Origin of the sequence: Ideonella sp. BN130291 (assembly GCF_036231905.1) — a bacterium.
Lineage (GTDB): Bacteria > Pseudomonadota > Gammaproteobacteria > Burkholderiales > Burkholderiaceae_C > CAMLIZ01.
In genome coordinates this window covers 133760-155486 of sequence record NZ_JAZARE010000005.1, presented here as the reverse complement: position 1 = coordinate 155486, position 21727 = coordinate 133760, and the positions used below count along the sequence as shown (strand labels likewise).

General features: G+C 69.4%; 21 protein-coding genes. 4 read left to right on the top strand and 17 right to left on the bottom strand.

The genetic code is table 11. From position 1 onward, the window contains the following. Window positions 1–39: 39 nt before the first annotated feature. The 4 genes from VPH43_RS12280 to VPH43_RS12265 all read right to left on the bottom strand — a co-directional run bounded on the left by VPH43_RS12280 (window position 40) and on the right by VPH43_RS12265 (window position 2467). Entirely contained in the window at window positions 40–384 is a 345-nt protein-coding gene (locus VPH43_RS12280) for a TIGR01244 family sulfur transferase (protein WP_328577993.1), read from the bottom strand. 10 nt (window positions 385–394) lie between these two features. After that, window positions 395–841 carry a GatB/YqeY domain-containing protein gene (locus VPH43_RS12275; RefSeq protein WP_328577992.1) on the bottom strand — a complete coding sequence of 149 codons (447 nt, stop codon included), beginning with the start codon at window positions 839–841 and terminating at the stop codon, window positions 395–397. Window positions 842–912: 71 nt separating this feature from the next. Then, on the bottom strand, window positions 913–1125 hold the full coding sequence (gene rpsU / locus VPH43_RS12270) for a 30S ribosomal protein S21 (RefSeq protein ID WP_104301834.1): 213 nt from the start codon (window positions 1123–1125) through the stop codon (window positions 913–915). A gap of 142 nt (window positions 1126–1267) precedes the next feature. Beyond that, window positions 1268–2467, bottom strand: coding sequence for an NAD(P)/FAD-dependent oxidoreductase (locus VPH43_RS12265; RefSeq protein WP_328577991.1), 1200 nt, complete (start codon window positions 2465–2467; stop codon window positions 1268–1270). A 73-nt stretch (window positions 2468–2540) separates the two neighbouring features. Between VPH43_RS12265 and VPH43_RS12260 the strand changes: the two genes are divergently transcribed. Beyond that, on the top strand, window positions 2541–3701 hold the full coding sequence (locus VPH43_RS12260; protein WP_328577990.1) for an MFS transporter: 1161 nt from the start codon (window positions 2541–2543) through the stop codon (window positions 3699–3701). A 3-nt stretch (window positions 3702–3704) separates the two neighbouring features. Here VPH43_RS12260 and VPH43_RS12255 read toward each other — a convergent pair whose 3' ends face one another. The 7 genes from VPH43_RS12255 to nirB all read right to left on the bottom strand — a co-directional run bounded on the left by VPH43_RS12255 (window position 3705) and on the right by nirB (window position 13271). After that, entirely contained in the window at window positions 3705–4838 is a 1134-nt protein-coding gene (locus tag VPH43_RS12255; protein ID WP_328577989.1) for a sterol desaturase family protein, read from the bottom strand. A 52-nt stretch (window positions 4839–4890) separates the two neighbouring features. Further along, window positions 4891–5703: a uroporphyrinogen-III C-methyltransferase gene (gene cobA, locus VPH43_RS12250; protein ID WP_328577988.1), complete on the bottom strand. Its 813-nt coding sequence runs from the start codon at window positions 5701–5703 to the stop codon at window positions 4891–4893. Next, on the bottom strand, window positions 5700–6656 hold the full coding sequence (gene ybiB, locus VPH43_RS12245; RefSeq protein ID WP_328577987.1) for a DNA-binding protein YbiB: 957 nt from the start codon (window positions 6654–6656) through the stop codon (window positions 5700–5702). Before ybiB ends, cobA begins: the two co-directional genes overlap by 4 nt. A gap of 31 nt (window positions 6657–6687) precedes the next feature. Then, window positions 6688–9474 carry a nitrate reductase gene (locus VPH43_RS12240; RefSeq protein ID WP_328577986.1) on the bottom strand — a complete coding sequence of 929 codons (2787 nt, stop codon included), beginning with the start codon at window positions 9472–9474 and terminating at the stop codon, window positions 6688–6690. 25 nt (window positions 9475–9499) lie between these two features. Then, window positions 9500–9922 (bottom strand): nitrite reductase small subunit NirD, encoded by a 423-nt coding sequence (gene nirD, locus VPH43_RS12235; protein WP_328577985.1) that lies wholly within the window; start codon window positions 9920–9922, stop codon window positions 9500–9502. Between the two features lie 15 nt (window positions 9923–9937). Then, window positions 9938–10741, bottom strand: a complete 804-nt coding sequence (locus VPH43_RS12230; RefSeq protein ID WP_328577984.1) for a type IV pili methyl-accepting chemotaxis transducer N-terminal domain-containing protein — start codon at window positions 10739–10741, stop codon at window positions 9938–9940. Window positions 10742–10811: 70 nt separating this feature from the next. Continuing rightward, a complete protein-coding gene (gene nirB / locus VPH43_RS12225) occupies window positions 10812–13271 on the bottom strand; it encodes a nitrite reductase large subunit NirB (protein ID WP_328577983.1) in 2460 nt (819 codons plus the stop codon). A 74-nt stretch (window positions 13272–13345) separates the two neighbouring features. Between nirB and VPH43_RS12220 the strand changes: the two genes are divergently transcribed. Then, a complete protein-coding gene (locus VPH43_RS12220; protein WP_328577982.1) occupies window positions 13346–15052 on the top strand; it encodes a bifunctional protein-serine/threonine kinase/phosphatase in 1707 nt (568 codons plus the stop codon). Window positions 15053–15156: 104 nt separating this feature from the next. Here the strand turns inward: VPH43_RS12220 and VPH43_RS12215 are convergent, their stop codons facing one another. Continuing rightward, a complete protein-coding gene (locus VPH43_RS12215) occupies window positions 15157–16419 on the bottom strand; it encodes an MFS transporter (protein WP_328577981.1) in 1263 nt (420 codons plus the stop codon). 229 nt (window positions 16420–16648) lie between these two features. Between VPH43_RS12215 and VPH43_RS12210 the strand changes: the two genes are divergently transcribed. Next, entirely contained in the window at window positions 16649–17923 is a 1275-nt protein-coding gene (locus VPH43_RS12210; RefSeq protein WP_328577980.1) for a type IV pili methyl-accepting chemotaxis transducer N-terminal domain-containing protein, read from the top strand. Between the two features lie 109 nt (window positions 17924–18032). Then, a complete protein-coding gene (locus tag VPH43_RS12205) occupies window positions 18033–19052 on the top strand; it encodes a GGDEF domain-containing protein (protein ID WP_328577979.1) in 1020 nt (339 codons plus the stop codon). Between the two features lie 124 nt (window positions 19053–19176). Here the strand turns inward: VPH43_RS12205 and VPH43_RS12200 are convergent, their stop codons facing one another. The 5 genes from VPH43_RS12200 to VPH43_RS12180 all read right to left on the bottom strand — a co-directional run bounded on the left by VPH43_RS12200 (window position 19177) and on the right by VPH43_RS12180 (window position 21719). Then, the gene (locus VPH43_RS12200) at window positions 19177–19989 is read right to left on the bottom strand and encodes a sulfite exporter TauE/SafE family protein (RefSeq protein WP_328577978.1); all 813 of its coding nucleotides are present in this window, start codon (window positions 19987–19989) and stop codon (window positions 19177–19179) included. Further along, window positions 19986–20435 carry an EVE domain-containing protein gene (locus VPH43_RS12195; RefSeq protein WP_328577977.1) on the bottom strand — a complete coding sequence of 150 codons (450 nt, stop codon included), beginning with the start codon at window positions 20433–20435 and terminating at the stop codon, window positions 19986–19988. Before VPH43_RS12195 ends, VPH43_RS12200 begins: the two co-directional genes overlap by 4 nt. Before the next feature lie 265 nt (window positions 20436–20700). Further along, window positions 20701–21018 (bottom strand): cell division protein ZapA, encoded by a 318-nt coding sequence (locus VPH43_RS12190; protein WP_328577976.1) that lies wholly within the window; start codon window positions 21016–21018, stop codon window positions 20701–20703. Beyond that, on the bottom strand, window positions 21015–21230 hold the full coding sequence (gene zapB, locus VPH43_RS12185; protein WP_328577975.1) for a cell division protein ZapB: 216 nt from the start codon (window positions 21228–21230) through the stop codon (window positions 21015–21017). Before zapB ends, VPH43_RS12190 begins: the two co-directional genes overlap by 4 nt. Window positions 21231–21302: 72 nt before the next feature. Next, on the bottom strand, window positions 21303–21719 hold the full coding sequence (locus VPH43_RS12180; protein ID WP_328577974.1) for a low affinity iron permease family protein: 417 nt from the start codon (window positions 21717–21719) through the stop codon (window positions 21303–21305). Window positions 21720–21727: the final 8 nt, after the last annotated feature.

Sequence of the window (21727 nt, the reverse complement as noted above, 5' to 3'; positions counted from 1 at the left end):
CGAAAGGCGGTCTAGGGTAAGCCCTGAGCAATCAGAGGATCAGAGTTGCGACGCGGCCATCACCAGCCGCGTGGAGCGTGCGCCGCTGCGGCAGAAGGCGAGGATGGGGCGCGGCAGGGTCTTCAGCAGCTCGGCGAACTGCGCGATCTCTTCCGGGCTTTGATAGCCCCCGGCGACAGGCAGGAAGGCGTACTGCAGGCCGGCAGCGCGTGCCGCCGCTTCGATCGCCGCACTGGTGGGCTGGTCGGCACCGCCTTCGAAGTCGGGCCGGTTGTTCACGACACTGCGAAAGCCGGCCTGGGCGGCCAGGGCCATCGCGTCGGGAGTGAGCTGCGGGGCGACGCAGATGTCGGGCCCCACGGGTTGGACGGGCAGGTTGTTCATGGCGTGCAGCTTAGCGGCTGAGCGCCTGCTTGACGGCCGCCGACACCTGGCCCATGTCGGCCTTGCCGGCCAGGCGGGCCTTCACCGCGCCCATCACCTTGCCCATGTCGCCCGGGCCGCTGGCACCCAGCTCGGCCACGATGGCCTGCACTTCGGCCGCAATTTCGTCGGCCGACAGGCGCTGCGGCAGGTAGCGCTCCAGCACCTTCACCTCCGCGGTTTCCTTGTCCGCCAGGTCGGTGCGGCCGCCTTGCTGAAAGGCGGTGATCGAATCCTTGCGCTGCTTGATCAGCTTGTCGACGATGGCGATCACCGCCGTGTCGTCCAGCGTGATGCGCTCGTCCACTTCCTTTTGCTTGATGGCGGCCAGCAGCATGCGGATGGTGGACAGGCGCTCCGCCTCCTTGGCGCGCATCGCGCTCTTCATGTCGTCGGTGATCTGGTCTTTGAGGCTCATGGGGGGCTCCAGAATGGCAAAAGCCCGCAACGGCGTCCCGCGCGGGCTTTCAGTTGACCGGACGGATCCGATCAGTACAGCTTCTTGGGCAGCTGCATGCTGCGCACGCGCTTGAAGTGGCGCTTCACGGCGGCTGCCTTCTTGCGCTTGCGTTCAGCGGTGGGCTTTTCGTAGAACTCGCGTGCGCGCAGTTCGGTCAGCAGGCCCAGCTTCTCGATCGTGCGCTTGAAGCGGCGCAGGGCGACGTCGAACGGCTCGTTTTCTTTGACGCGAATCGTGGTCATGTAACTCAAGGATCCTGAATTTGGTGCGCTCGGAGCCCGGCCCAGGGTATGTTCCGGAACGTCTGGGTCGAATCGACGCGCGGTTTGCCAGCAAAGACAGCGATTATAGCCAGAAAAATTGGCGCGGCTACACCCGGCGGTTTCAGGCTGTCAAGGCCTGCGCGCAGGCATGGGCGCTGGCCCAGGCCCACTGGAAGTTGTAGCCGCCCAGCCAGCCGGTCACGTCCACCACCTCGCCGATGAAGTGCAGCCCCGGCTGGCGTTTGCTTTCCATGCTTTGCGAGCTCAATTCGCGGGTATCCACCCCGCCGGCCGTGACCTCCGCCTTGCGCCAGCCCTCGGTGCCGTCCGGCAGCAACTCCCATCGCTGCAGGCGCTGGGCGAGCGCGTCCAGCTCCCGGTCGCGCACCTCGGGCAATGGCCGGTCCGCTGGCAGGCCGGCCGCGGTGAGCCAGGCGTCCGCCAGCCGCTGGGGCAGCAGTTCGGCCAGCGCGTTGCCCAGGTGCCGGCGCGAGGACGCCTTGGCTTCGCGCAGGGCCCGCGGCAGGTCCAACTGGGGGCACAGGTCCAGGCGCAAGGGCTGGCCGGGGCGCCAGAAGCTGGAGATCTGCAGCACCGCCGGGCCGCTCAAACCCCGGTGGGTGAACAGCAGGTCTTCAAGGAACTCACCGCGCGCCTTGCCGCTACCCGTCTCGATGCGCACCGGCAGCGCCACCCCGGCCAGCGCGGAAAACGGCGCCCAGGTGTCGGCGCCGAAGGTCAGAGGCACGAGGGCCGGGCGCGGCTCCACCACGCGGTGGCCGAACTGGCGTGCGAGCCGGTAGCCGAAGTCGGTGGCGCCGATCTTCGGGATCGACAGCCCGCCGGTGGCCACCACCAGGCGGGTGGCCTGCACCGGCCCGGCGTCGGTGTCCAGCTCGAAGCCGCCGGGGGCCGCGCGCACGGCCCGCACGCCGCAGGGCTGGCGCCGCACCACGCCTCCAGCGTCGCACTCGCGCAGCAGCAGCCCGATGATGTCCTCGCTGGACTCGTCGCAGAACAGCTGGCCCTTGTGCTTCTCGTGGAACGGGATGCGGTGCCGCTGCACGAGGCCGATGAAGTCGACCGCGGTGTAGCGCGCCAGCGCTGAGCGGCAGAACGCGGGGTTTTCCGACAGGAAGTTGGCCGGCCCGGCATCGCGATTCGTGAAGTTGCAGCGGCCGCCGCCCGAAATGCGGATCTTCTCGGCCACCTTGGGCGAGTGATCCAGTAGCAGCACGCGGGCGCCGCGCTGGCCTGCGATGCCGGCGCAGAACAGGCCGGCGGCGCCGGCGCCGATGACGACGGCATCGAAGGTTTGCATGGCGCCGGATTATCGCGAGCGGTACCCGTGCCGTAACCCGGGCACGCGGGTGCTACCTAGAATCGCCCGCTCCATGCCTTCGACCGCTGCTGCCCGCGTGCCCGACTCCACACTGGTGCGCGCCTCGCGCGGCGTGCGCGCGCAGTTCTTCGTGGCGGGTGCCCTGTTCGCCACCTGGGGTGTGCACGTGCCCACCGTCAAGGCGCACTACCGGCTGGGGGAGCAGGCGCTGGCGATCGCCATGCTGGCCTCTGGTGTAGGGGCGTTGCTTGCGCTCACGCAGGCGGGCCGCGTGGTGGGCCGGCATGGGCCCCGGGCGGTGGCGTTGGCCTGCGGCCTGGTGTGCACCGTCGTCATCGCCGCCTTGCTGGCCTTTGAAAGCTATGCCGGGTTGCTCGTGCTGATGCTGGCGTACGGGGTGGCCACCAGCCTGTTCGACGTGTCCATCAATGCCGAGGCCACCGAGGTGGAGCGGCTGACGGGCCGGGCGCTGATGAGCGGCTTCCATGGCATGTTCAGCCTGGGCGGCATGGTGGGTGCAGCGGCCGGCGCGGCCGTTCTGTCGGCCGGCGTGCCGCCCGCGCAGCACTTGCTGGGTGCTGCGCTGCTGGCGGCCGGCGCGGTGCTGCTCGGTGGCTCCGCCATGTTGCGCATGCAGGGGAGCCCCAGCGCGCAGGCGCCGATGGGCCTGCCCCGCGGCGCGCTGCTGTGGATCGGCCTGCTGGCGGCTGCCGGCCTGCTCGCCGAAGGCGCGATGTACGACTGGAGCGTGCTCTACCTGAAGCAGGACTTGCGCAGCGACGCGGGCACCGCCTCGCTCGCCTATGCCAGCTTCAGCGCCGCGATGGCGATCGCGCGCTTCGCCGGCGACTGGGTGCGGGCCCGCATGTCACCGGTGGCGCTGCTGCGCTGGAGCGGCGCGCTGGGCGCTGCCGGCATGGCCCTGGCGCTGCTGGTGGCGCAGCCGGCGGTGGCCCTGTTCGGCTTTGCACTCGTGGGCCTGGGTTTCGCCAACGTGGTGCCGGTGCTTTTCAGTGCGGCTGCCAAGGTGCCCGGGGTGACACCGGCGCATGGCATCGCGGCGGTGTCTTCGTTGGCCTACCTGGGCATGATGGCCGGGCCGCCGCTGATCGGCGTGATCGCGGAGCACCAGTCGCTCACGGCCGGCCTGTTCACCGTGGTGCTGTTTGCCGCCGTGCTGGCCCTGAGCGCGCGGCGTGCACTGCCGGCCTGATGATCAGCCGGTCCAGGTGAACGGGAACTTCACCTGCTTCCAGAAGCCGTTGGGCACGTAGTCGCCCACCACACCGTACTGAGCCGGCCATTCGCGGTCCGACTTGACGGCGGTGCCGAACAGGTAGTCCAGGAAGGCGAAGTGCGCGGCGTAGTTCTTGTCGATCGCCTCGTCGTCCTGCGAATGGTGCCAGTGGTGGAAGTTGGGCGTCACGATCAGGTAGCGCAACGGCCCCAGCCGCACGCTCACGTTGGCGTGGTTGAACACCGCCTGGAAGCCGACGATGACGATGTAGGCGTCGATCACGTCCTTGCTGAAGCCGAACACGTAGATCGGCGCGAGCACGAGGGTGCGGGTGATCAGCAGCTCCAGGATGTGCTGGCGCGAGCCGGCCAGCCAGTCCATGCTTTTCACGCTGTGGTGCACCGCATGCAGGCGCCACAGCAGCGGCACCTCGTGGTAGGCGCGGTGGGTCCAGTACTGCACCAGGTCGGCCACCAGCACGATGAGGAACAGCGCCACCGGGAAGGGCAACTCCTGCACCCAGAAGCGGATGCCGTCCTTGGCCGCCCAGCCGAACAGCTTGTGCACCAGCAGGTTGGTGGCCAGCAGCACGAAGCCCACCACCATGTGGTTGACGATGAAGTGATGGAAGTCGGTCTGCCACTCGGCGCGGAACACCGGCTGGTCGCGCCGCAGCGCGAACAGCTTCTCGATGAAGATGAAGATCAGCGAGGAGCCGAGCAGGTCGAGGATGAACCAGTCCAGCCCGATGTAGGGCGTGTTGTCGGCGAAGTCGTTCACCGGCACCTTGTGGCCGCCCAGCAGCAGGGTGAGCAGCACGGTGGCAAAGGCCCCGGCGGCCAGCCAGCGCGCGCGGCCCATGACGATGTTGAACAGCGACAGCCCGCCCGAGATCACCATCGCCCAGTACATGATCAGGCGGATCACCTGCACGTCGTAGCTCTTGCGCAGCTGCGGCGTGGTGAGGTATTCGGGGAAGTGGAAGGCCAGCACCCCCAGGAAGCACAGGATCGCGAGCGTGAGCGCGATCACGCCGGAGACCATGCCATGGCCCGGCTTGAGCTCGCCGTGCGATTCGCTGAGGCGGTTGAGTTTGTGGATGGGTGTCGACATGGCGGCGGATTGTGGCTACCGCCCCCGGCCGCAACAACCCCCAGAAGGTGGGCTATGCGGCCACGGCGTGCGATGTGTCGCGCGCAGGTGCGGCCAGCGCCGCGACACCGCGCAGCACGTCGCCCACGATCAGGATGGCCGGGCTGCCGATGCCTTCCCCGCGCAAGGTGGTGGCGAGCCCGGCCACGTTGGTGAGCACGGTGCGTTGCTGCGGCAGGCTGGCGTGCTGTACCGCGGCTGCCGGCGTGTGGGCCGCCAGGTGGTGCAGCAGGCCGGCCTGCAGGCGCTCGGCCTGCGAGACGCCCATGTAGATCACCAGCGTGAGCCCTTGCGCGGCTGCGGCACCCAGGGTCGCCCAGTCGAGTTCCGCCTCGGCGTCGCGTGCGTGGCCGGTGACGAAGATCACGCCGTGGGCATGGTCGCGGTGCGTGAGCGGCACGCCCAGCGCGGTGGCCGCCGCCAGGCCGGAGGTGATGCCGTTGACCACCTCCACCTCGATGCCGGCGGCGCGCAGGTGCTCGGCCTCCTCGCCGCCGCGCCCGAAGATGAAGGGGTCGCCACCCTTCAGGCGCACCACCCGTTCACCGCGCTGGGCCTCGGCGATCATCAGCCGCTCGATGAAGGCCTGGGGCGTGCTGGCGCAACCGCCGCGCTTGCCCACATGCACCACGCGCGGCCGTGTGCGGCGGCCCTTCAGCGCCATTGCCAGCACCGCGTCGCTCACCAGGTCGTCCACCAGCAGCACGCTCGCCTGGCGCATCGCCTTCACCGCCTTGAGGGTCAGCAGGTCAGGGTCGCCGGGGCCGGCGCCCACGAGCGTGCAGGTGCCGCGTACGGTGACGGCGGTCGGTGTGGCGGTCGTCATGCAGTGAGCCCCAGTCCCTCGGTGTGGTGCGCCATGGCGGCGAGTGCGCGCAGCAGCGTCTGCACCTGCTGCTCCAGCGGTGCCGGCATCGGCTTTTCCCCGCCGATCACCGACTGGATGTACAGCGCGGTGGTGGCGGCGTCATGGCCGCGCGGCAGCACTGGCAGTTCGGTGAGCACGCCGTCCTGCGCTGCCATGGACAGGTCGGTGCGTGGCTGGCCGGCCAACACCACCTGCAGGCGAGGTGCGCGCCGCGGGTCGGCCACCGGCTCGCCTTCGGTGCCGCGCAGCAGCAGCATGTCGGCGCTGGCGCGTTGCGCATACGCGGCCATCAGCTCGCCGAATTCCGGGTGCGTGTGGTTCACCACGCGCAAGGCGCGCGCGCCGCGGCAGGGGTTGAGCATCTTGGCGATGGTGTGGCCGGAATTGCGCACGCCCACCACCCAGCGCACGTCCAGCAGGCGGGCCAGCGGCGGGCAGAGCATGTCGGTGCGCATGAAGGCCGGCTCGCGGCGCAACCAGGCCTGCTCCACTTCGTGCGCATTGCGCGCCGCGCTCAAGCCCAGGTCATGGAAGACCTCGGCGGTGGTCACGCGCGCCGGGTCGTGGCCGGGGCCGTGCACCAGCACCTGCGCACCCTCCTGGGCCAGGCGCAGCGCCAGCAGCGCGGTCAGATTCGGCAGGCGGCGTGCGCCGTTGTAGGACGGCAGCAGCACCACCGGGCGCTGCGTGGGGATGGTTTCGCAGCGGTCCTGCGCTGCGGCCAGGAAACCGGTGATTTCCTCCACGCTTTCGCCCTTCATGCGCATGGCCAGCGCAAAGGCACCGATCTCCAGGTCGGTGACACGGCCGTCCAGCACCTGGCTCATCAGGTCCTCGGCCTGGTCGGCGCCCAGCGAGCGCGCGCCCGCGCCGCCGCGTCCGATCTCCTTGATGTACTGCGCAATGCTCATGGTGAAACCCCCATGCGCACTATCGCAAGTTTCAGGCCGCCACGGTGGAGCCGCGCACCAGCCGCTTCAGCTGCGGCAGGCAGGAGCCGCACTGGGTGCCGCAGCGCAGGGCCTGCTGCAGCTCGCCCAGGCGCTGGTCTTCGGTGCCGCGGCACTGGGCCAGCTGCGCCAGGATCTGCGGCTCGCTCACGTCCAGGCAACTGCACACCTGGCGGCCGCGGGCCGCCACGGCCACCGGTGCCTTGGCACCCGGTGCCAGCAGCAGGCGGCCGTAGGCCTGGGCCGGCAGCTGGCCTTGCAGCAGCGCCTTGATCCAGGGCTCGGCGCTGGTGTCACCCGCCAGCACGAAGCCTTCGAGCCGGGTGTCGCCACCCTCCCGCGACAGCCGCATGGTGCGGCGCTGGCCGCGGCGCTGGTCTTCGTAGCGCAGCGGCGCCTGCGGGCCGTCGTCCAGGCCGAGCAGGCGCTCGATCTCGTCGGCCCAGCCGGCCGGCGGCGCCTCATGGGCCGCCGCACGGAACAGCACACCGCTGCGTTCATGCCCAAAAGGCACGCAGCTGGCGAAGGTGAAGCGCGCCATCAGGGCGCTCAGGCGCTCACGTGCGCTTGAGGCCCGGTCGGCCGGCAGCCAGGCCGCGGCCACCAGGCGCCAGGGCAGTTCGGCCTTCAGCACCTTCACCGCGCAGTGCTTGAGCTCGGGCTGCTTGGACGTCGGACAGAAGGCGGGGGTGGTGAGTGCGTTCACACCGGCCAGCCGTTCACCCCGGCTGCTGAGCCCCGACACGTACTCCTCGCCCCAGTGCATCGCGATGAAGGCCTGGGTGGGTGCCACGGTGTCGCTGGCGCTCACCGGCAGCAGCAGCGAGCCGCGGCGGGAGGTGACATAGGCCAGCTCGCCATCGCTTAAGCCCAGGCGCTGCAGGTCCTGCGGATGCAGCTCGATCGCCGGCTCGGGCACGTGGCCGAACAGGCGGCCCAGCGTGCCGGTGCGGCTCATGCCGTGCCACTGGTCGCGCAGCCGGCCGGTGGTGAGGCTGAAGGGGTAACGCGCATCGCGGGCTTCGGCCAGCGGCACGAAGGGCGCGTCGTGGAAGCGGGCCTTGCCATCGGCGGTGGGGAACACACCGTCCTCGTACAGGCGCGCCCGGCCTTCGGTCTCGCCGGATTTCAGCGGCCATTGCCGGGGCGCCTGCTCGAGCATCGGGTAGCTCATGCCGGTGATGTCCAGGTCGCGGCCGCGGGTGGACTCGCGGTGCTCCAGCCACACGGCCTGGGCGTCGGCGTAGGGGAACAGGCTGGGCTGCCCCGGGCGCAGGCGGGCCTCCAGGCGGCGGGCGAACTCGGCCGCGATCCACCAGTCGTGGCGCGCCTGGGCGGGCGCCGGAACGGCGGTGCGCACGCGGCTGATGCGGCGCTCGCTGTTGGTGACCGTGCCGTCCTTTTCGCCCCAGGTGGTGGCCGGCAGCAGCAGGTCGGCAAAACGCGCGGTCGCCGTCGTGCCAAACGCCTCTTGCAGTACCACGTATTCGGCCCGCTCCAGGGCGCGGCGCACGGTGGCCTGGTCGGGCATGGATTGCGCCGGGTTGGTGCAGGCGATCCACAGCGCCTTCAGCTGCCCGTCGGCGGCGGCCTCGAACATCTCCACCGCGGTCTTGCCCGGCTGGGCCGGCACCGACGGAACGCCCCACAAGCGGGCGACCTCCTCCCGATGCACCGGATTGGACAGGTCACGATGGGCGCTGAGCAGGTTGGCCAGCCCGCCCACCTCCCGTCCGCCCATGGCATTGGGCTGGCCGGTGAGGGAGAACGGCCCTGCGCCGGGCTTGCCGATCTGGCCGGTGGCCAGGTGCAGGTTGATCAGCGCCGCGTTTTTTGCGGTGCCGCTGGCGCTCTGGTTCAGGCCCTGGCAGTACAGCGACAGCGTGGGCTGGCGCTGGCCGCTGCTGTCGATGCCGGCGAATTCCCGCGCGGCCTGCTGGATGAGCTCGGGCGCCAGGCCGGTGATCCGCGCGGTTTCAGCCGGCGTGAACTCGCGCACGCGCTGCTTCAGCGCGTCGAAGCCGGTGGTGTGGCGCGCGATGTAGCCGGCAGCGATCCAGCCTTCCCACAGCATCAGGTGCAGCATGCCGTAGAAGAGGGCGACGTCGCTGCCCGGCAGAAGGGGCAGGTGCAGGTCGGCGGCTTCGGCGGTCTCGGTGCGGCGCGGGTCGGCAACGATCAGGCGCAGTGCGGGGTTGGCACGGCGAGCATCCTCGATGCGGCGGAACAGCACCGGGTGGGCCCAGGCGGTGTTGGAGCCGGTGATGAAGAGCGTGCGCGCATGCTGGAGGTCGTCGTAGCAGGCGGGCGGCGCGTCCGCGCCCAGGGTGGCCTTGTAGCCGGCCACCGCGCTGCTCATGCACAGGCGCGAGTTGGTGTCGACGTTGTTGGTGCCGATCAGGCCCTTGGCGAGCTTGTTGAAGACGTAGTAGTCCTCGGTGAGCAATTGGCCGGAGATGTAGAAGCCCACGGCGTCAGGGCCGTGGGCCTGCACGATGCCGGTGAAGCGCTCGGCCGCGTCGTCCAGTGCGCTGTCCCAACTCACCGGCTCGGCCCGTCCACCGCGCTCGGCCCGCCGCAGGGGCTGCAGCAGCCGGGTCTGCAGCGTGATAGGCGCCGCGGCGGTCAGGTGCAGGGTACTGCCCTTGGTGCACAGGCGGCCAAAGTTGGCCGGGTGCTCGGGGTCCCCCCGCACGCCGGTGATCTGCGCGCCATCGCTTTCGATGATCACGCCACAACCCACCCCACAGTACGGGCAGGTGGATCGAGTTTCAGCCATCGTCAGGTTCCTTCTTCGCCCGTGCTCACGCGCTGTGCGGTGCCTGAACGTCAAACGTGCGGTCGCCGACCGTCCCCTTGCTGGCGCATGGCCCGGCCACCGGCAAGGGCAGGTCCACGCCAAGCGACGCCAGCTCGCCAGCATCCAGGAACACCTGGTCGTCGGCCACCCGCACTGCAAAGCGCGGCGTGCAGCCTTCGTCGGCGCCCTGTGCCTTGCCGTCCTGCAGGCCGATCGTCCAGTTGTGCAGCGGGCAGGCCACGCTGGTGCCGAACACAATGCCCTGGCTCAAGGGGCCGCCCTTGTGCGGGCAGCGGTCCAGCAGCGCGAACACCTCGTTGTCGGCGTTGCGGAACAGCGCCACGGCGGCACCCACCGGCCGCGCCACGCGGCGCGAACCCAGCACCGGAATGTCGTCCACGCGGCAGATCGCCTTCCATTCACTCATTACGTTTCTCCTCGGTCAGGCGCTCAGGCGCGCATACAGGCCGGTGACACGGTCCATCGCCGCCAGGATGTTTTCGCTCGCACGAAACACGTCGCTGGCGCGCCGTGCACCCAGCCCGGCCTGGTTGCCGAACTGCAGCGCGTTTTCAAAGAACATCCATTGCTGGCGCGCCAGCTCCAGCTCGTCGCGGATGGTGGGGGTGGCTTCGGGCGCGGCGCTCAGCACGGCATGGGCCGCGACGAACTCCGAGCGCGCCTTGTCGAGCTCGGCCTTGGCTTGCGGCAGGCCGGAGTCCCAGGCCAGCGCGAGATAAAACTTGGCACAGCGCTGCGACAGCATGCGCTGGCGGCCGCAAAGGTTGACCAGCCGGCCCACCGACTTGCCCGAGGCGCTTTCGTACTGGCTGGTGCCCTGATGCGACAGTGCCAGCACGCGGCTGTCCAGCCCCACCAGCGCGGCCACCTGGTCGCGCGAGGCGCGGGGGTCGGTCAACGCAGCCCGGTAGGCCTGCCATGCCAAGTCCAGCGCCTCGTAGGTGGCGCGGATCGTGGGCGAGGGTGCGTAGGCCTTCAGCTCCGCCAGCTGGCGCTCGAACAGCACCATCGAAGCTTCCAGCACCTGCTGGGCGGCGCTGTGCTCGATCTCCATGCCGAGCGCCAGGTAGGCCTTGGCCATGCGCTGCGACAGCATGCGCTGGCGCCCTGCCTTGTTGATCGCATCGTTCAGGTCGTGCACCTGGGCCTGCAGCGGCAGCGCGACCGCACCGGCCAGGGCAGCGCCCGTGTGCAGCAGGCGGCGGCGGGTGAACACGGGGCTCATTGGTGCACCCTTCGCGCTGCGTGCGTTCCCGCCAGGCGGGAATTCGCCTCTTCGGGCGGCCGGGCGGGGCTCATGCGCCCAGCGGCGTGAACTGCCGCACGTCGACCTGCGCCTTGTCGAACTCGAACCACGGGTCCGGCTCGCCATCGAGCGCGAACTGCAGGCGCTCCCACAGTGCCTTGCGGTGGGCTTCGTCGTCCAGCACCTTCTTCTTCACATGGTCCAGGCCGACGCGGCCCACGTAGTGGCAGGTGCGTTCCAGGTACCAGCCTTCCTCGCGATACAGCTGCAGGAAGGCGCCGCTCACCTCCAGCACCTCGGCGGCGGTCTTCACCTTGCAGAAGAAGTGCGCCACCTCCGTCTTGATGCCGCCGTTGCCGGCCACGTAGATCTCCCAGCCGGAGTCGACGCCGATCACGCCCACGTCCTTGATGCCGGACTCGGCGCAGTTGCGCGGGCAGCCGCTCACCGCGATCTTCACCTTGTGCGGCGCGTACATGCGCCACAGCGCACGTTCCAGGTCCTTGCCCATCTGGGTGGAATCCTGCGTGCCGAAGCGGCACCATTCGCTGCCCACGCAGGTCTTCACCGTGCGCAGCGCCTTGGCATAGGCATGGCCCGAGGGCATGCCGATGTCCTTCCACACGTTGGGAAGGTCTTCCTTCTTCACGCCCAGCAGGTCGATGCGCTGGCCCCCGGTCACCTTGACGGTGGGGATCTTGTACTTGTCCACCACGTCGGCGATGCGGCGCAGTTCGTCGGCGGTGGTCTCGCCGCCCCACATGCGCGGGATCACGCTGTAGGTGCCGTCCTTCTGGATGTTGGCGTGCGAACGCTCGTTGATGTAGCGCGACTGCGGATCGTCCCTGGCCTCCTTTGGCCAGGTGCTGATCAGGTAGTAGTTCAGCGCCGGGCGGCAGGTGGCGCAGCCGTTGGGCGTGCGCCACTCGAGCGTGCGCTGCACCTGGGCGATGGTGAGCAGCTTGCTGCCGTCTGGCAGCGGCTTGCGGATGGCCTGGCGCACCTCTTCATGGCTGTAGTCGGTGCAGCCGCACATCGCCTTCTTCTTCGGCGTGGCGGAGTAGTCCCCGCCGGCGGTGAACATGAGGATCTGCTCCACCAGACCGGTGCAGCTGCCGCAGGAGGCGCTGGCCTTGGTGTGCTTGCGCACCTCGTCCAGGGTGAACAGCCCTTTGTCCTTGATGGCCTTGCAGATGCTGCCCTTGGTGACGCCGTTGCAGCCGCAGACCTCGTCGCTGTCCGCCATGGCGGCGGCCTTGTTGTGGCCCTCGTGGCCGGCGTCGCCGATGTTGGACTCGCCGAACATCAGGCGGTCGCGGATGTCGCTCACGGAGCGGCCCTCGCGCAGCAGCTTGAAGTACCAGCTGCCGTCCACCGTGTCGCCGTAGAGGCAGGCGCCCACCAGCTTGTCGTCCTTGAGCACCAGCTTCTTGTAGACGCCGCCGAAGGGATCGCTCATCACGATCTCCTCACAGCCCTCGCCGCCCATGAAGTCGCCGGCGGAGAACAGGTCGATGCCGGTGACCTTGAGCTTGGTGCTGGTCTGGCTGCCGGTGTAGCGGCCAATGCCGAACTGCGCCAGGTGGGTGGCGCACACCTTGCCCTGCTCGAACAGCGGCGCCACCAGGCCATAGGCGATGCCGCGGTGCGCGGCGCATTCCCCCACCGAGTAGATGCGCGGGTCGGTGATGGTCTGCATGGTGTCGGTGACCACGATGCCGCGGTTGCAGTGCAGGCCGATCCTTTCCGCGAGCTCGGTGTTGGGGCGGATGCCGGCGGCCATCACCACCAGGTCGGCGGGGATCTCCTTGCCGTCCTTGAACTGCACCGCCATCACGCGGCCGGCGCTGCCACGTTCCTTGTCGCCGATCAGCGCCTGCGTCTGCGCGCCGATCAGGAACTTCAGGCCCCGGTCTTCGAGCGACTTCTGCAGCAGCTTGCCGGCGGTGTCATCCAGCTGGCGCTCCATCAGCCACGGCATGATGTGCACCACGCTCACCTGCATGCCGCGCAGCATCAGGCCGTTGGCCGCTTCCAGGCCGAGCAGGCCGCCACCGATCACCACCGCGTGCTTGTACTTCGCGGCCGCCTCGATCATCGTGTTGGTGTCGGCGATGTCGCGGTAGGCGATCACGCCGTCCAGGTCCTTGCCTGGCACCGGCAGGATGAAGGGGTTGGAGCCGGTGGCCAGCAGCAGGCGGTCGTATTCGGCCTCGGTGCCGTCCTCGGCCCGCACGATGCGGCGGCGGCGATCCACCTCCACCACCTTCTTGCCCAGGTGCAAGGTGATGTTGTGCTCGGCATACCAGCTCATCGGGTTGAGCACGATCTCGTCCAGCGTCTGTTCGCCGGCGAGCACAGGGCTCAGCAGGATGCGGTTGTAGTTGGGGTGCGGCTCGGCACCGAACACCGTGATGTCGTAGAGATCGGGGGCGATCTTCAGCAGCTCTTCCAGCGTGCGCACACCGGCCATGCCGTTGCCCACCATCACCAGCTTCATTTTCCTCATTGCATCGCTCCACCCATGAAAGACCGGCTCGGGACAGCAAGGCCGGTGCCAGAAAACACATCGAGAATCGAAGCATGAGCTTCGAGGTCGACATCGGTTACGCAAGCCGGCGCGGTGCGCGCGAATCCAACCAGGATTTCGCGGCGGCCTTGCGCGCAGCGCCCAGTGAGCCGGGCCGCGGGCTCATCGCCGCCATTGCGGACGGTGTGTCCGCCGGCGGGCAGGGCAGCGTGGCCGCGCAGACCACGGTGAGGTGCCTGCTCGACGACTTCTTCGCAGCGCCCGCCACCTGGGAGACCACCGTGGCGCTGGACCGAGTGATCGCCGCGCAGAACGCCTGGCTCGCCGGTCACAACCGTCGCCATGCCGCGGCCGAAGGCGCGGCCGCCATGACGACGCTGACTGCGCTGGTGCTGCAGGGCCATGGCTACACGCTGGCCCATGTGGGCGACACGCGGGCCTGGCGCCTGCACGAAGGCGAATGCCGCCAGCTCACGCAGGACCATGCGCTGGACCACCCCGACCTGCGCAGCCGCCTCACGCGTGCGGTGGGCCTGGACGATCGTGTGCGGGTGGACTACCTGCAGGGCGAGTTGCAGGTGGGCGATGTGTTCCTGCTCACCAGCGACGGTGTGCACGGCGTGCTGAGGCGCCGCACGCTCGCGCAGCTGGCGGGCGAGGGCACGGCCCAGCAGGCCAGCGAAGCGATCGTGCAAGCGGCGCTGGACGCCGGCAGCCGGGACAACGCCACCGCGCTGGTGATCCGCGTGCTCGGGCTGGACAGCGGCGGCCTGGACGATGAACTGCGGCGCGGCCGCCATCTGCCGGTGCCGCCGAAGCTGAAGGTGGGGGAAGCGCTGGACGGCTTCACGATCACCGCTCTGGTGGCTGACACCGGGGTGCACCGCCTGTACCAGGCGCGCGACGCGCAGGGCACGCTGCTGGCGCTGAAGACGCTGCACGAGTCGCGCGCCAATGATCCCCAGGAGCGCGCCATGCTGGCCCACGAGGCCTGGCTGGGTGCGCATGTCACCGCGCACGACGCGCGCGGCTTCGTGCGCCTGCGCGAGGTGGCGGAGCCCAGCGCGCTGTACCTGCTGTTCGACTGGCACGGTGGCCGCACGCTGGAGCAGTGGCTGGCACAGGGCCGGCGCTTCACGGTGGACGAGGTGGTGGCGGGCGCGCTGGACGTGGCACGGGCCCTGGGCCGCCTGCACCGCCATGGTGTGATCCACCGCGACATCAAGCCCGCCAACCTGCACCTGGGCGACGATGGGCAGTGGCGCATCCTCGACCTGGGCGTGGCCTTGTCGGGCCGGGAGCCGGAGGCCCAACGTGAGCTGCATGCGGGTACGCCCAGCTACATGAACCCGGAGCAGTGGGAGCCCGGTGGCCGGGCCGACCGCGGCAGCGATCTCTTCGCGCTGGGCGCCACGCTGTACCGGTGGCTCACCGGCCACCTGCCTTACGGCGAGATCGAACCCTACCAGTCCGGGCGCTACCGGCGCGACCCGGTGCCCCCGTCGCGCCGGCGGCCCGACGTGCCGATCTGGCTGGACCACGTGGTGCTCAAGGCCGTGACGCGCGACGCGCGCCAGCGTTTCGAGACCGCAGAGGAGCTGGCGCTCGCGCTGGAGCGGGGTGCCTCGCGCCTGCTGTCCGCGCCGCTGCCCACCCCCTTGCTCAAGCGCGACCCCGGGGCCGTGTGGAAGCTGGCCTTTGCGATCTCCGCACTGTTCAACGTGCTGCTGATCGTGTGGTTGCTCTTTCTGCCGAGGTAGGGCCCAACCCGGAGCGCCTTCGGCGCTCCCCCTCAAGGGGGCGCCGCTGGCGGACCGGCGAAGCCGGATCCGCGGCGGCCGCTGGGCTTTGACCGAGAGCGTCATCAGGCGCGTGCCTTTTTGAGTGATGTTGTCTGTGCGGCCGCTGGCGCAGCGTGCGCACGTGCCCGGCCGCCCTTTTCGGCCCAAGTGCGGGTCCAGCGGATCTGCATCACGCGCATCACGCCCAGCATCACCACCGCGAGCGCGGCGAACAGCACGAAGCCCCAGGCGTAGGTGCCGGCGTATTGCTTCGACAAGCCCATCGCGTTGGGCACCAGGCCGCCGCCCAGGGCGCCGATCTCGCCGATCATCGAGCCGGCCACCGCGGTGGCCGTGGGCCAGCGCAGCGGCACCAGCTGGAACAGCGCGCCATTGCCGGCGCCCAGGGCCGCAAAACACAGCATCAGCAGCAGGGTGGTGAGCACCAGCGAGCCCGACGACAGCCCCACCAGCACCAGGCACACCGCCACCACCACCAGCACCAGCGTGAGCGTGTTCACGCCGCCCCAGCGGTCGGAGATCCAGCCGCCGGCGATGCGCACCGCCGCGCCCATGAAGGCCGCCAGCATGGTGAGCTGCCCCGCCTGCACCTTGCTCACGCCGAACTGGTCGTAGTAGTAGGAAGGCAGGAAGGTGGTCAGCCCGATGAAACCGCCGAAGGTCACGCCGTAGATCAGGCTGAAGGCCCAGCCGTCCTTCTCGAACAGGCAGGCGATGTGCTCGCGGAAGCTGGCGTGCGCGTCCACGTCCGGCGGCTCCTTGGCCAGCAGGATCATCACCAGCATGGGCACCGCGATGGCCGCTGCCGCCACGCCGTACACCGCCTGCCACCCCAGCCAGCCGGCCAGCGGCGGAGCCACCAGCACCGACACCGCGGTGCCCACGTTGCCCGCACCCACCAGCCCCATGGCCAGGCCCTTGTGCTGGGGCGGGAACCAGCCCGAGCCCAGCGACAGGGCCACGCCGAAGCTGGCACCGGCGATGCCCAGCAGCACGCCCATGGCCAGCAGGTCATTGAAGCTGTGCACGAAGAAGAAGCCGAACAGCATGGCCACCGCGATCAGGGCCATCTCGACCAGCGTGGCGCGCTTGCGGCCGATGTACTGCGCCAGCACGCCGAGCGGAAAGCGCATCAGCGCGCCAGCGATGATCGGCACCGACAGCATCAGGCCCTTCTGTGCCGGCGACAGCTGGAAGGTCTCGCTGATGAACGGCGCCATCGCGCCGTTGAGCACCCAGATGCAGCAGGAGAAGGCGAAATACAGGAACGCGGCAAACAGTGTGGGGCCGTGGCCCGCACGCAGGAAGGTGGTGAAGCTGGACATGGCTCTCCGCAGGACAGCGCTTCGCACCAGAAGCGGGCAAAGCTGGAGGCACATGGCTGCGCGCGACGGCGGGCGCACGACCGGCTGTGCAGGTGCACGGTCGACAGGCGCGGCGCTGCGCCCGGGGTGCTGAAAAGCAGCATCCGTGCCAAATGACGCGCACGATGTGTGCGGTGGCGCGCTCCATGCTTTCAACTTCGGGTGTCCCTCTCTGAAATCCCGGCCGTCAATGACTTCTGCCCTGCTTGTTGCCACGCCCTCGCCCGGCATGCCGGATATCGCCGGGGATCTCACCTCGGTGGGCATTCACGTGCTGGGGGCCGTGGAATGCGACAAGTTGGTGCAGGAGGCGGTGCGTGCGGCCCCCGATGTCGTGGTGTGCTGGGCGCCGGTGCCGGGCGAGGCCTGGTTCCGCACGCTGGCTGCGCTGATGCAGACCTGCCCGCTGCCGGTGGTGGTGTTCACCAGCGACGTGCAGGCGGAGGCGCTGGAGCGTGCACTGGAAGCGGGCGTGAGCGCCTGGGTGGTGCACGGTTACGCATCCCAACGGCTGCGCCCGCTGGTGCAGCTGGCCCAGGTGCGGTTTCGCCACGAACAGCGCCAGCGCGAGGCGCTGCAGGAACTGGGCGACCGTTTCGAGGAGCGCAAGCTGCTCGACCGCGCCAAGGGCATCCTGATGCGCGCGCAGGCGATCCCCGAGGACCAGGCGTTCCATCTGTTGCGCACCGCGTCCATGCAGGCCAAGCAGCGCGTGGGCCAGGTGGCGCAGCATGTGATTGTGGCCGCCCGCGACGCCGACGCGGTCAATCGCGCGGGGCAGCTGCGCATGCTCTCGCAGCGCCTGCTGAAGCTGCATGCGCTGGTGGTCAGCGCCACCGATGTGCCAGCTTCGCGTGCGCTGCTCGACCAGTCGCTGCAGCGGGCCGCGCAGCAGATCGACCACCTCAAGCGCACGGTGTCCATGGCCACGTTTGGTGACCTGCTCTCAGCGGTGGACCGCAGCTTCGCTGAACTGACCGCTGCCTTGCAGGCCGCTCCCGGCGCCCAGGCATTGAGCGATGCCGATGCCGTGGCCGAGCGCCTGCTGGCCTGTGCGGACAACCTCACCACCGCGCTCGAGGGTGCCGGGCCGGTCACCACCTTGCACGTGGTCAACCTCAGCGGCCGCCAGCGCATGCTGAGCCAGCGTCTGGCCAAGCAGGCACTGCTCGGTGTGCTGCTCACCGGCGAGGCGGGGCGCGAGGCGGCTTTGCAGTCGGCGCAGACGGTGCGGGACTTCGAAGCTGCGCTGGATGCGTTGAAAGCCGCGCCGCTCAGCACGCCGGAGATCCGCGCTGGCCTGGCCGGCGCCGACGAGCAGTGGCAACGCATGCTCCACGGGGCGCGCACCGTGGCCTCCGCGCGGGGGCGCCTGCTGTTGGCCGATGCGAGCGAAGCCTTGCTGGGGTGTTTCGAGCGCCTGACCGAACGTTACGAGCGAAGTGTCCAGTTGCTGATGGGCTGAAGCACACCTCGTGGATTCACCTCGAACAGGGGGCATGCGCTCGCTGGGCGGCGCGGGCACGCGCCAAACCTATACCATTCGGGGGAGCGTCTACCTTGCTCCCGCCTCCATGTCCGCACCGCTACACCCCGACGATCTTGCGGCTGCTGCCGACCCCGGCCGCCTGCAGCTGGCCTTCGGCCAGCTGCTGCCGTTGGTGCTGGAGCAGCAGGGCACCCTGTTGTCGGTGAAGGACGCGGCCAGCGGGCGCTATGTGCATGTCAACCGGGCGATGGCCGAGTGGCTGGGCGTGCCGGCCGCGGAGATCCCCGGCCGCAGCGACGGCGAACTGCTGGACGCCACGCTGGCCACCGCGCTGCGGGCGGCCGAGCAGACCGCGCTGGGCCAGCCCGGTGTGTGGAGCAGCGAGCACCGCTTCGAGTGGCGTGGCGCGCGCCATGACTTCAGCGTGCTGCGCGCGGTGGTCGGGCCGGACGATCAAGGCCGGCGGCTGCTGTGCAGCGTGTGGCGCGACCAGAGCCAGCAGCGCCACAAGGACACCCAGCTGCGCAATGCGCTGGAGCAACTGGAAGAGCAGCAGCGCGCCAACGAGCAGCTGCGCCGCGAACTGCAAGACCAGTCCCTGCGCGACACGGCCACGGGCCTCTACACCCGCGCGCACTTCGAGGACCAGCTGCGGCGCGAGGTGGACCTGTCCACCCGCGAACACCGAGAGTTCGCGATGGTGCTGATCGCGCTGGACGCGCCCACCGAGCGCGTGCGCGCCCTCGGCGCGCCGGCGCAGGGCCGCATCCTCGAAGCCGTGGGGCGCCTGCTGCGCGGCAACACCCGCGCGATGGACGCCTCCTGCCGCCTCGATGAAGGCAGCTTCGCCGTGCTGCTGTCCGGTGTGGGCTTGGCCACTGCGCATTCGCGCATGGAAGGCCTGCGCCGCCAGTGCGCCACCCAGATCGTGGTGCTGGACGGGCAGGAGCTGGGCTTCACCGTGGCCATGGGCGTGGCGAGCTTCCCGCACACCGCGCTCACACAGGACGACCTGATGTCCGCCTGCGAGGCCGCGCTGAAGGAAGCCCAGCGCCGCGGCGGCAATCACGTCACGCTGGCCAGCATCCGGTTCGACCCGGCCTAGAAGCCGGCGCCGCCGGCTTCTAGGCCGGGTGCCCCGGTGGGCGTACGGCTCCCCCTAGCCCCCTCCGGGCGGGGGCTCCAGCATGAAAGTTGATGGCCGCCTTGCGGCCGCGGGTGCGCGTCGACTACGCGATCGCTTTGTAGAGCATGTACGCGGCCAGCAGGTACAGCATTCCGGCGAAGGCGCGCTTGAGCTGCTTGACGTTCATCGCATGCGCGGCGCGCGCACCCAGCGGCGCCAGCAGCACACTCGCGGTGGCAATCACCGCCAGGGCGGGCAGCCACAGGTAGCCCAGCGCGCCGGGCAGCGGGTTGGGCAGTGACCAGCCGCCCACCACGTAGCCGACGGTGTTGGCCAGCGCGATCGGAAAGCCCAGCGCTGCGCTGGTGGCCACCGCGTTGTGCATCGGCACGTTGCACCAGGTCATGAAGGGCACCGACACAAATCCGCCGCCGGCGCCCACCAGGCCGGAGATGAAGCCGATGCCGCCGCCCGCGGCAAAGCGGCCGGCCGGGCCGGGCAACTGGCGCGTGGGCTTGGGCTTCTTGTCCAGCAGCATCTGCGTGGCGGAAAAGCCGACGAAGATGGCGAACACCAGCGCCAGCGTGGTGCCCTTGAGCAGGGCGAACACGCCGGCGCCCGCGATCAAGCCGCCCACCACGATGCCCGGTGCCAGGGTGCGCACCACGTCCCAGCGCACCGCGCCGCGCTTGTGGTGGGCGCGCACGCTGGAGACCGACGTGAACAGGATGGTCGCCATCGACGTGGCAATCGCCATCTTCACCGCCAACGCCGCCGGCACGCCGCGCTGCGACAGCAGCAGCGTCATGAAGGGCACCATCAGCATGCCGCCACCAATGCCCAGCAGGCCGGCCAGAAAGCCGGTGCCGCAGCCCAGCAGCAGCAGTTCGGCCACCAGGCTCCACTCGAGCATCATGCGGCGTCCAGCAACTGCAGCACGGCCTGCCATTGCGCCGGCGTCACCGGCGTGATGGACAGGCGGTTGCCTGCGCGCAGCACCTGCATGTCGGCCAGGGCGGCGTGCTGGCGCATCTCCGGCAGCGACAGCAGGCGCGTCTTGCGCACCAGCTTCACGTCCACATGCAGCCAGCGTGGATGCTCCGGGCTGGCTTTCGCATCGAAGTACTTGCTGTTCGGATCGAACTGCGTGGCGTCAGGGTAGGCGCTGCTGGCCACTTCGGCCAGGCCGGCGATCCCGGGTTGCGGGCACGACGAGTGATAGAACAGCACGCCGTCGCCCGCGCGCATGGCGTCGCGCATGAAGTTGCGCGCCTGGTAGTTGCGCACGCCGGTCCAGGGGACGGTTTGTTGTGGCCGCTTCGCCAGGTCGTCGATCGAGCACTCGTCGGGCTCGCTCTTCATGAGCCAAAACTGTGGGTGCATCGGGGAAGCGGCAGAAGAAGGTGTCCACTGCGAACCGTGGGCCGCATTCCTGAACCCAGGTGGTGTTCAGGTGGGCGAGGTCAGCGAGGCATCGGGTTCATCTGACGCGAGACGATCGCACCAGCCAAGCGATGTTCCAAGCCCTAGCTCAAAGAGCATCGGTTCAAGGAAATATAAAACCCACTCGAACGCAGCGGACCCAAAGAATTCTACGCCTGCAACGCGTGCCAGGGGCCGTGAAGGGTTACAGCAATTGACCGTCTTCGCCCAGGGCCTGGTCGACCCTGCGGATCAGCGTGTCGAGGTCCACGTCGGAGGCCGCGCCATTCACTCGTGCCGCGGCCGAGGCCGCAGGCACCAACGGCCGCTCGGCCAGCTGGTAGGCCAGGTTCAAGGCGGCCAGCACGGCGATGCGCTCGCGCGCCTTCACCTTGCCCGCATCGCGGATCGCGCTCATTTCCTTGTCGACACTGGCCACGGCCTGCAGCAGCGAGGTTTCGCCGCCTTCGGGGCAGCCGAGGATGTAGCTCTGCCCCATGATGGTCACTTCGATCTGCTTCATTGCGGGCCGCCCTTGGTGTCCAGATCAGCCGGCAGCCGCTCCAGCAGCGCGTCGATGCGGGCGCGTGCCGCGCCCAGGCGCGAACGCAGGCTGTCGCGTTCGGTGGTCACGGCGGTCAGCTGCTGCTGCAGCAGTTCGTTGGTGCGCTTGAGTTCCTCATGCCGCAGCAGCAGCCGTTCGACCCGGTCAGCGAGTTCTTGGATCTTCGACATGGTGCGGCGTCCGGGGGCAATGGCGCCGATTGTAGGCGGCGCCCGCTGGCCGGCAGCGTTGAAAACTGCCGCTCAGTCGTCGGTCTGCAGCCCTCCGCCCTTGCGCTGCGCCGCCTTGCGCGCACGCTCGGCGAGCTTGGCATAGCGGGCGCGGATGCGGGCGAGCTGTTCGTCGTCCAGCTCCTCCAGGTCGATCATCGAGTTCTCCGCGCCTTCGATCGCGCGGATCAGTTCGTCCAGCTTCACCTGCAATGCCTCGGCATCGCGGTTTTGCGTGTTCTGGATCAGGAACACCATCAGGAAGGTGATGATGGTGGTGCCGGTGTTGATCACCAGTTGCCAGGTGTCGCTGTAATGGAAGAGGGGGCCGGTGAGGGCCCACACGAGGATGAGGCCGACTGCCAGCCCGAAGGTCACAGGGCGGCCGCTCATGCGTGCGGTCCACTTGGCGAAGCGTGTGAAACCTGAATGGAAGCGGGAGGTGCTCATGGTGCGCA

Bases quoted from the DNA above. Each gene is read 5' to 3' on its own strand.
- VPH43_RS12280 (WP_328577993.1), bottom strand. From the start codon at position 384: ATGAACAACCTGCCCGTCCAACCCGTGGGGCCCGACATCTGCGTCGCC.
- VPH43_RS12275 (WP_328577992.1), bottom strand. From the start codon at position 841: ATGAGCCTCAAAGACCAGATCACCGACGACATGAAGAGCGCGATGCGC.
- rpsU (WP_104301834.1), bottom strand. From the start codon at position 1,125: ATGACCACGATTCGCGTCAAAGAAAACGAGCCGTTCGACGTCGCCCTG.
- VPH43_RS12265 (WP_328577991.1), bottom strand. From the start codon at position 2,467: ATGCAAACCTTCGATGCCGTCGTCATCGGCGCCGGCGCCGCCGGCCTG.
- VPH43_RS12260 (WP_328577990.1), top strand. From the start codon at position 2,541: ATGCCTTCGACCGCTGCTGCCCGCGTGCCCGACTCCACACTGGTGCGC.
- VPH43_RS12255 (WP_328577989.1), bottom strand. From the start codon at position 4,838: ATGTCGACACCCATCCACAAACTCAACCGCCTCAGCGAATCGCACGGC.
- cobA (WP_328577988.1), bottom strand. From the start codon at position 5,703: ATGACGACCGCCACACCGACCGCCGTCACCGTACGCGGCACCTGCACG.
- ybiB (WP_328577987.1), bottom strand. From the start codon at position 6,656: ATGAGCATTGCGCAGTACATCAAGGAGATCGGACGCGGCGGCGCGGGC.
- VPH43_RS12240 (WP_328577986.1), bottom strand. From the start codon at position 9,474: ATGGCTGAAACTCGATCCACCTGCCCGTACTGTGGGGTGGGTTGTGGC.
- nirD (WP_328577985.1), bottom strand. From the start codon at position 9,922: ATGAGTGAATGGAAGGCGATCTGCCGCGTGGACGACATTCCGGTGCTG.
- VPH43_RS12230 (WP_328577984.1), bottom strand. From the start codon at position 10,741: ATGAGCCCCGTGTTCACCCGCCGCCGCCTGCTGCACACGGGCGCTGCC.
- nirB (WP_328577983.1), bottom strand. From the start codon at position 13,271: ATGAGGAAAATGAAGCTGGTGATGGTGGGCAACGGCATGGCCGGTGTG.
- VPH43_RS12220 (WP_328577982.1), top strand. From the start codon at position 13,346: ATGAGCTTCGAGGTCGACATCGGTTACGCAAGCCGGCGCGGTGCGCGC.
- VPH43_RS12215 (WP_328577981.1), bottom strand. From the start codon at position 16,419: ATGTCCAGCTTCACCACCTTCCTGCGTGCGGGCCACGGCCCCACACTG.
- VPH43_RS12210 (WP_328577980.1), top strand. From the start codon at position 16,649: ATGACTTCTGCCCTGCTTGTTGCCACGCCCTCGCCCGGCATGCCGGAT.
- VPH43_RS12205 (WP_328577979.1), top strand. From the start codon at position 18,033: ATGTCCGCACCGCTACACCCCGACGATCTTGCGGCTGCTGCCGACCCC.
- VPH43_RS12200 (WP_328577978.1), bottom strand. From the start codon at position 19,989: ATGATGCTCGAGTGGAGCCTGGTGGCCGAACTGCTGCTGCTGGGCTGC.
- VPH43_RS12195 (WP_328577977.1), bottom strand. From the start codon at position 20,435: ATGAAGAGCGAGCCCGACGAGTGCTCGATCGACGACCTGGCGAAGCGG.
- VPH43_RS12190 (WP_328577976.1), bottom strand. From the start codon at position 21,018: ATGAAGCAGATCGAAGTGACCATCATGGGGCAGAGCTACATCCTCGGC.
- zapB (WP_328577975.1), bottom strand. From the start codon at position 21,230: ATGTCGAAGATCCAAGAACTCGCTGACCGGGTCGAACGGCTGCTGCTG.
- VPH43_RS12180 (WP_328577974.1), bottom strand. From the start codon at position 21,719: ATGAGCACCTCCCGCTTCCATTCAGGTTTCACACGCTTCGCCAAGTGG.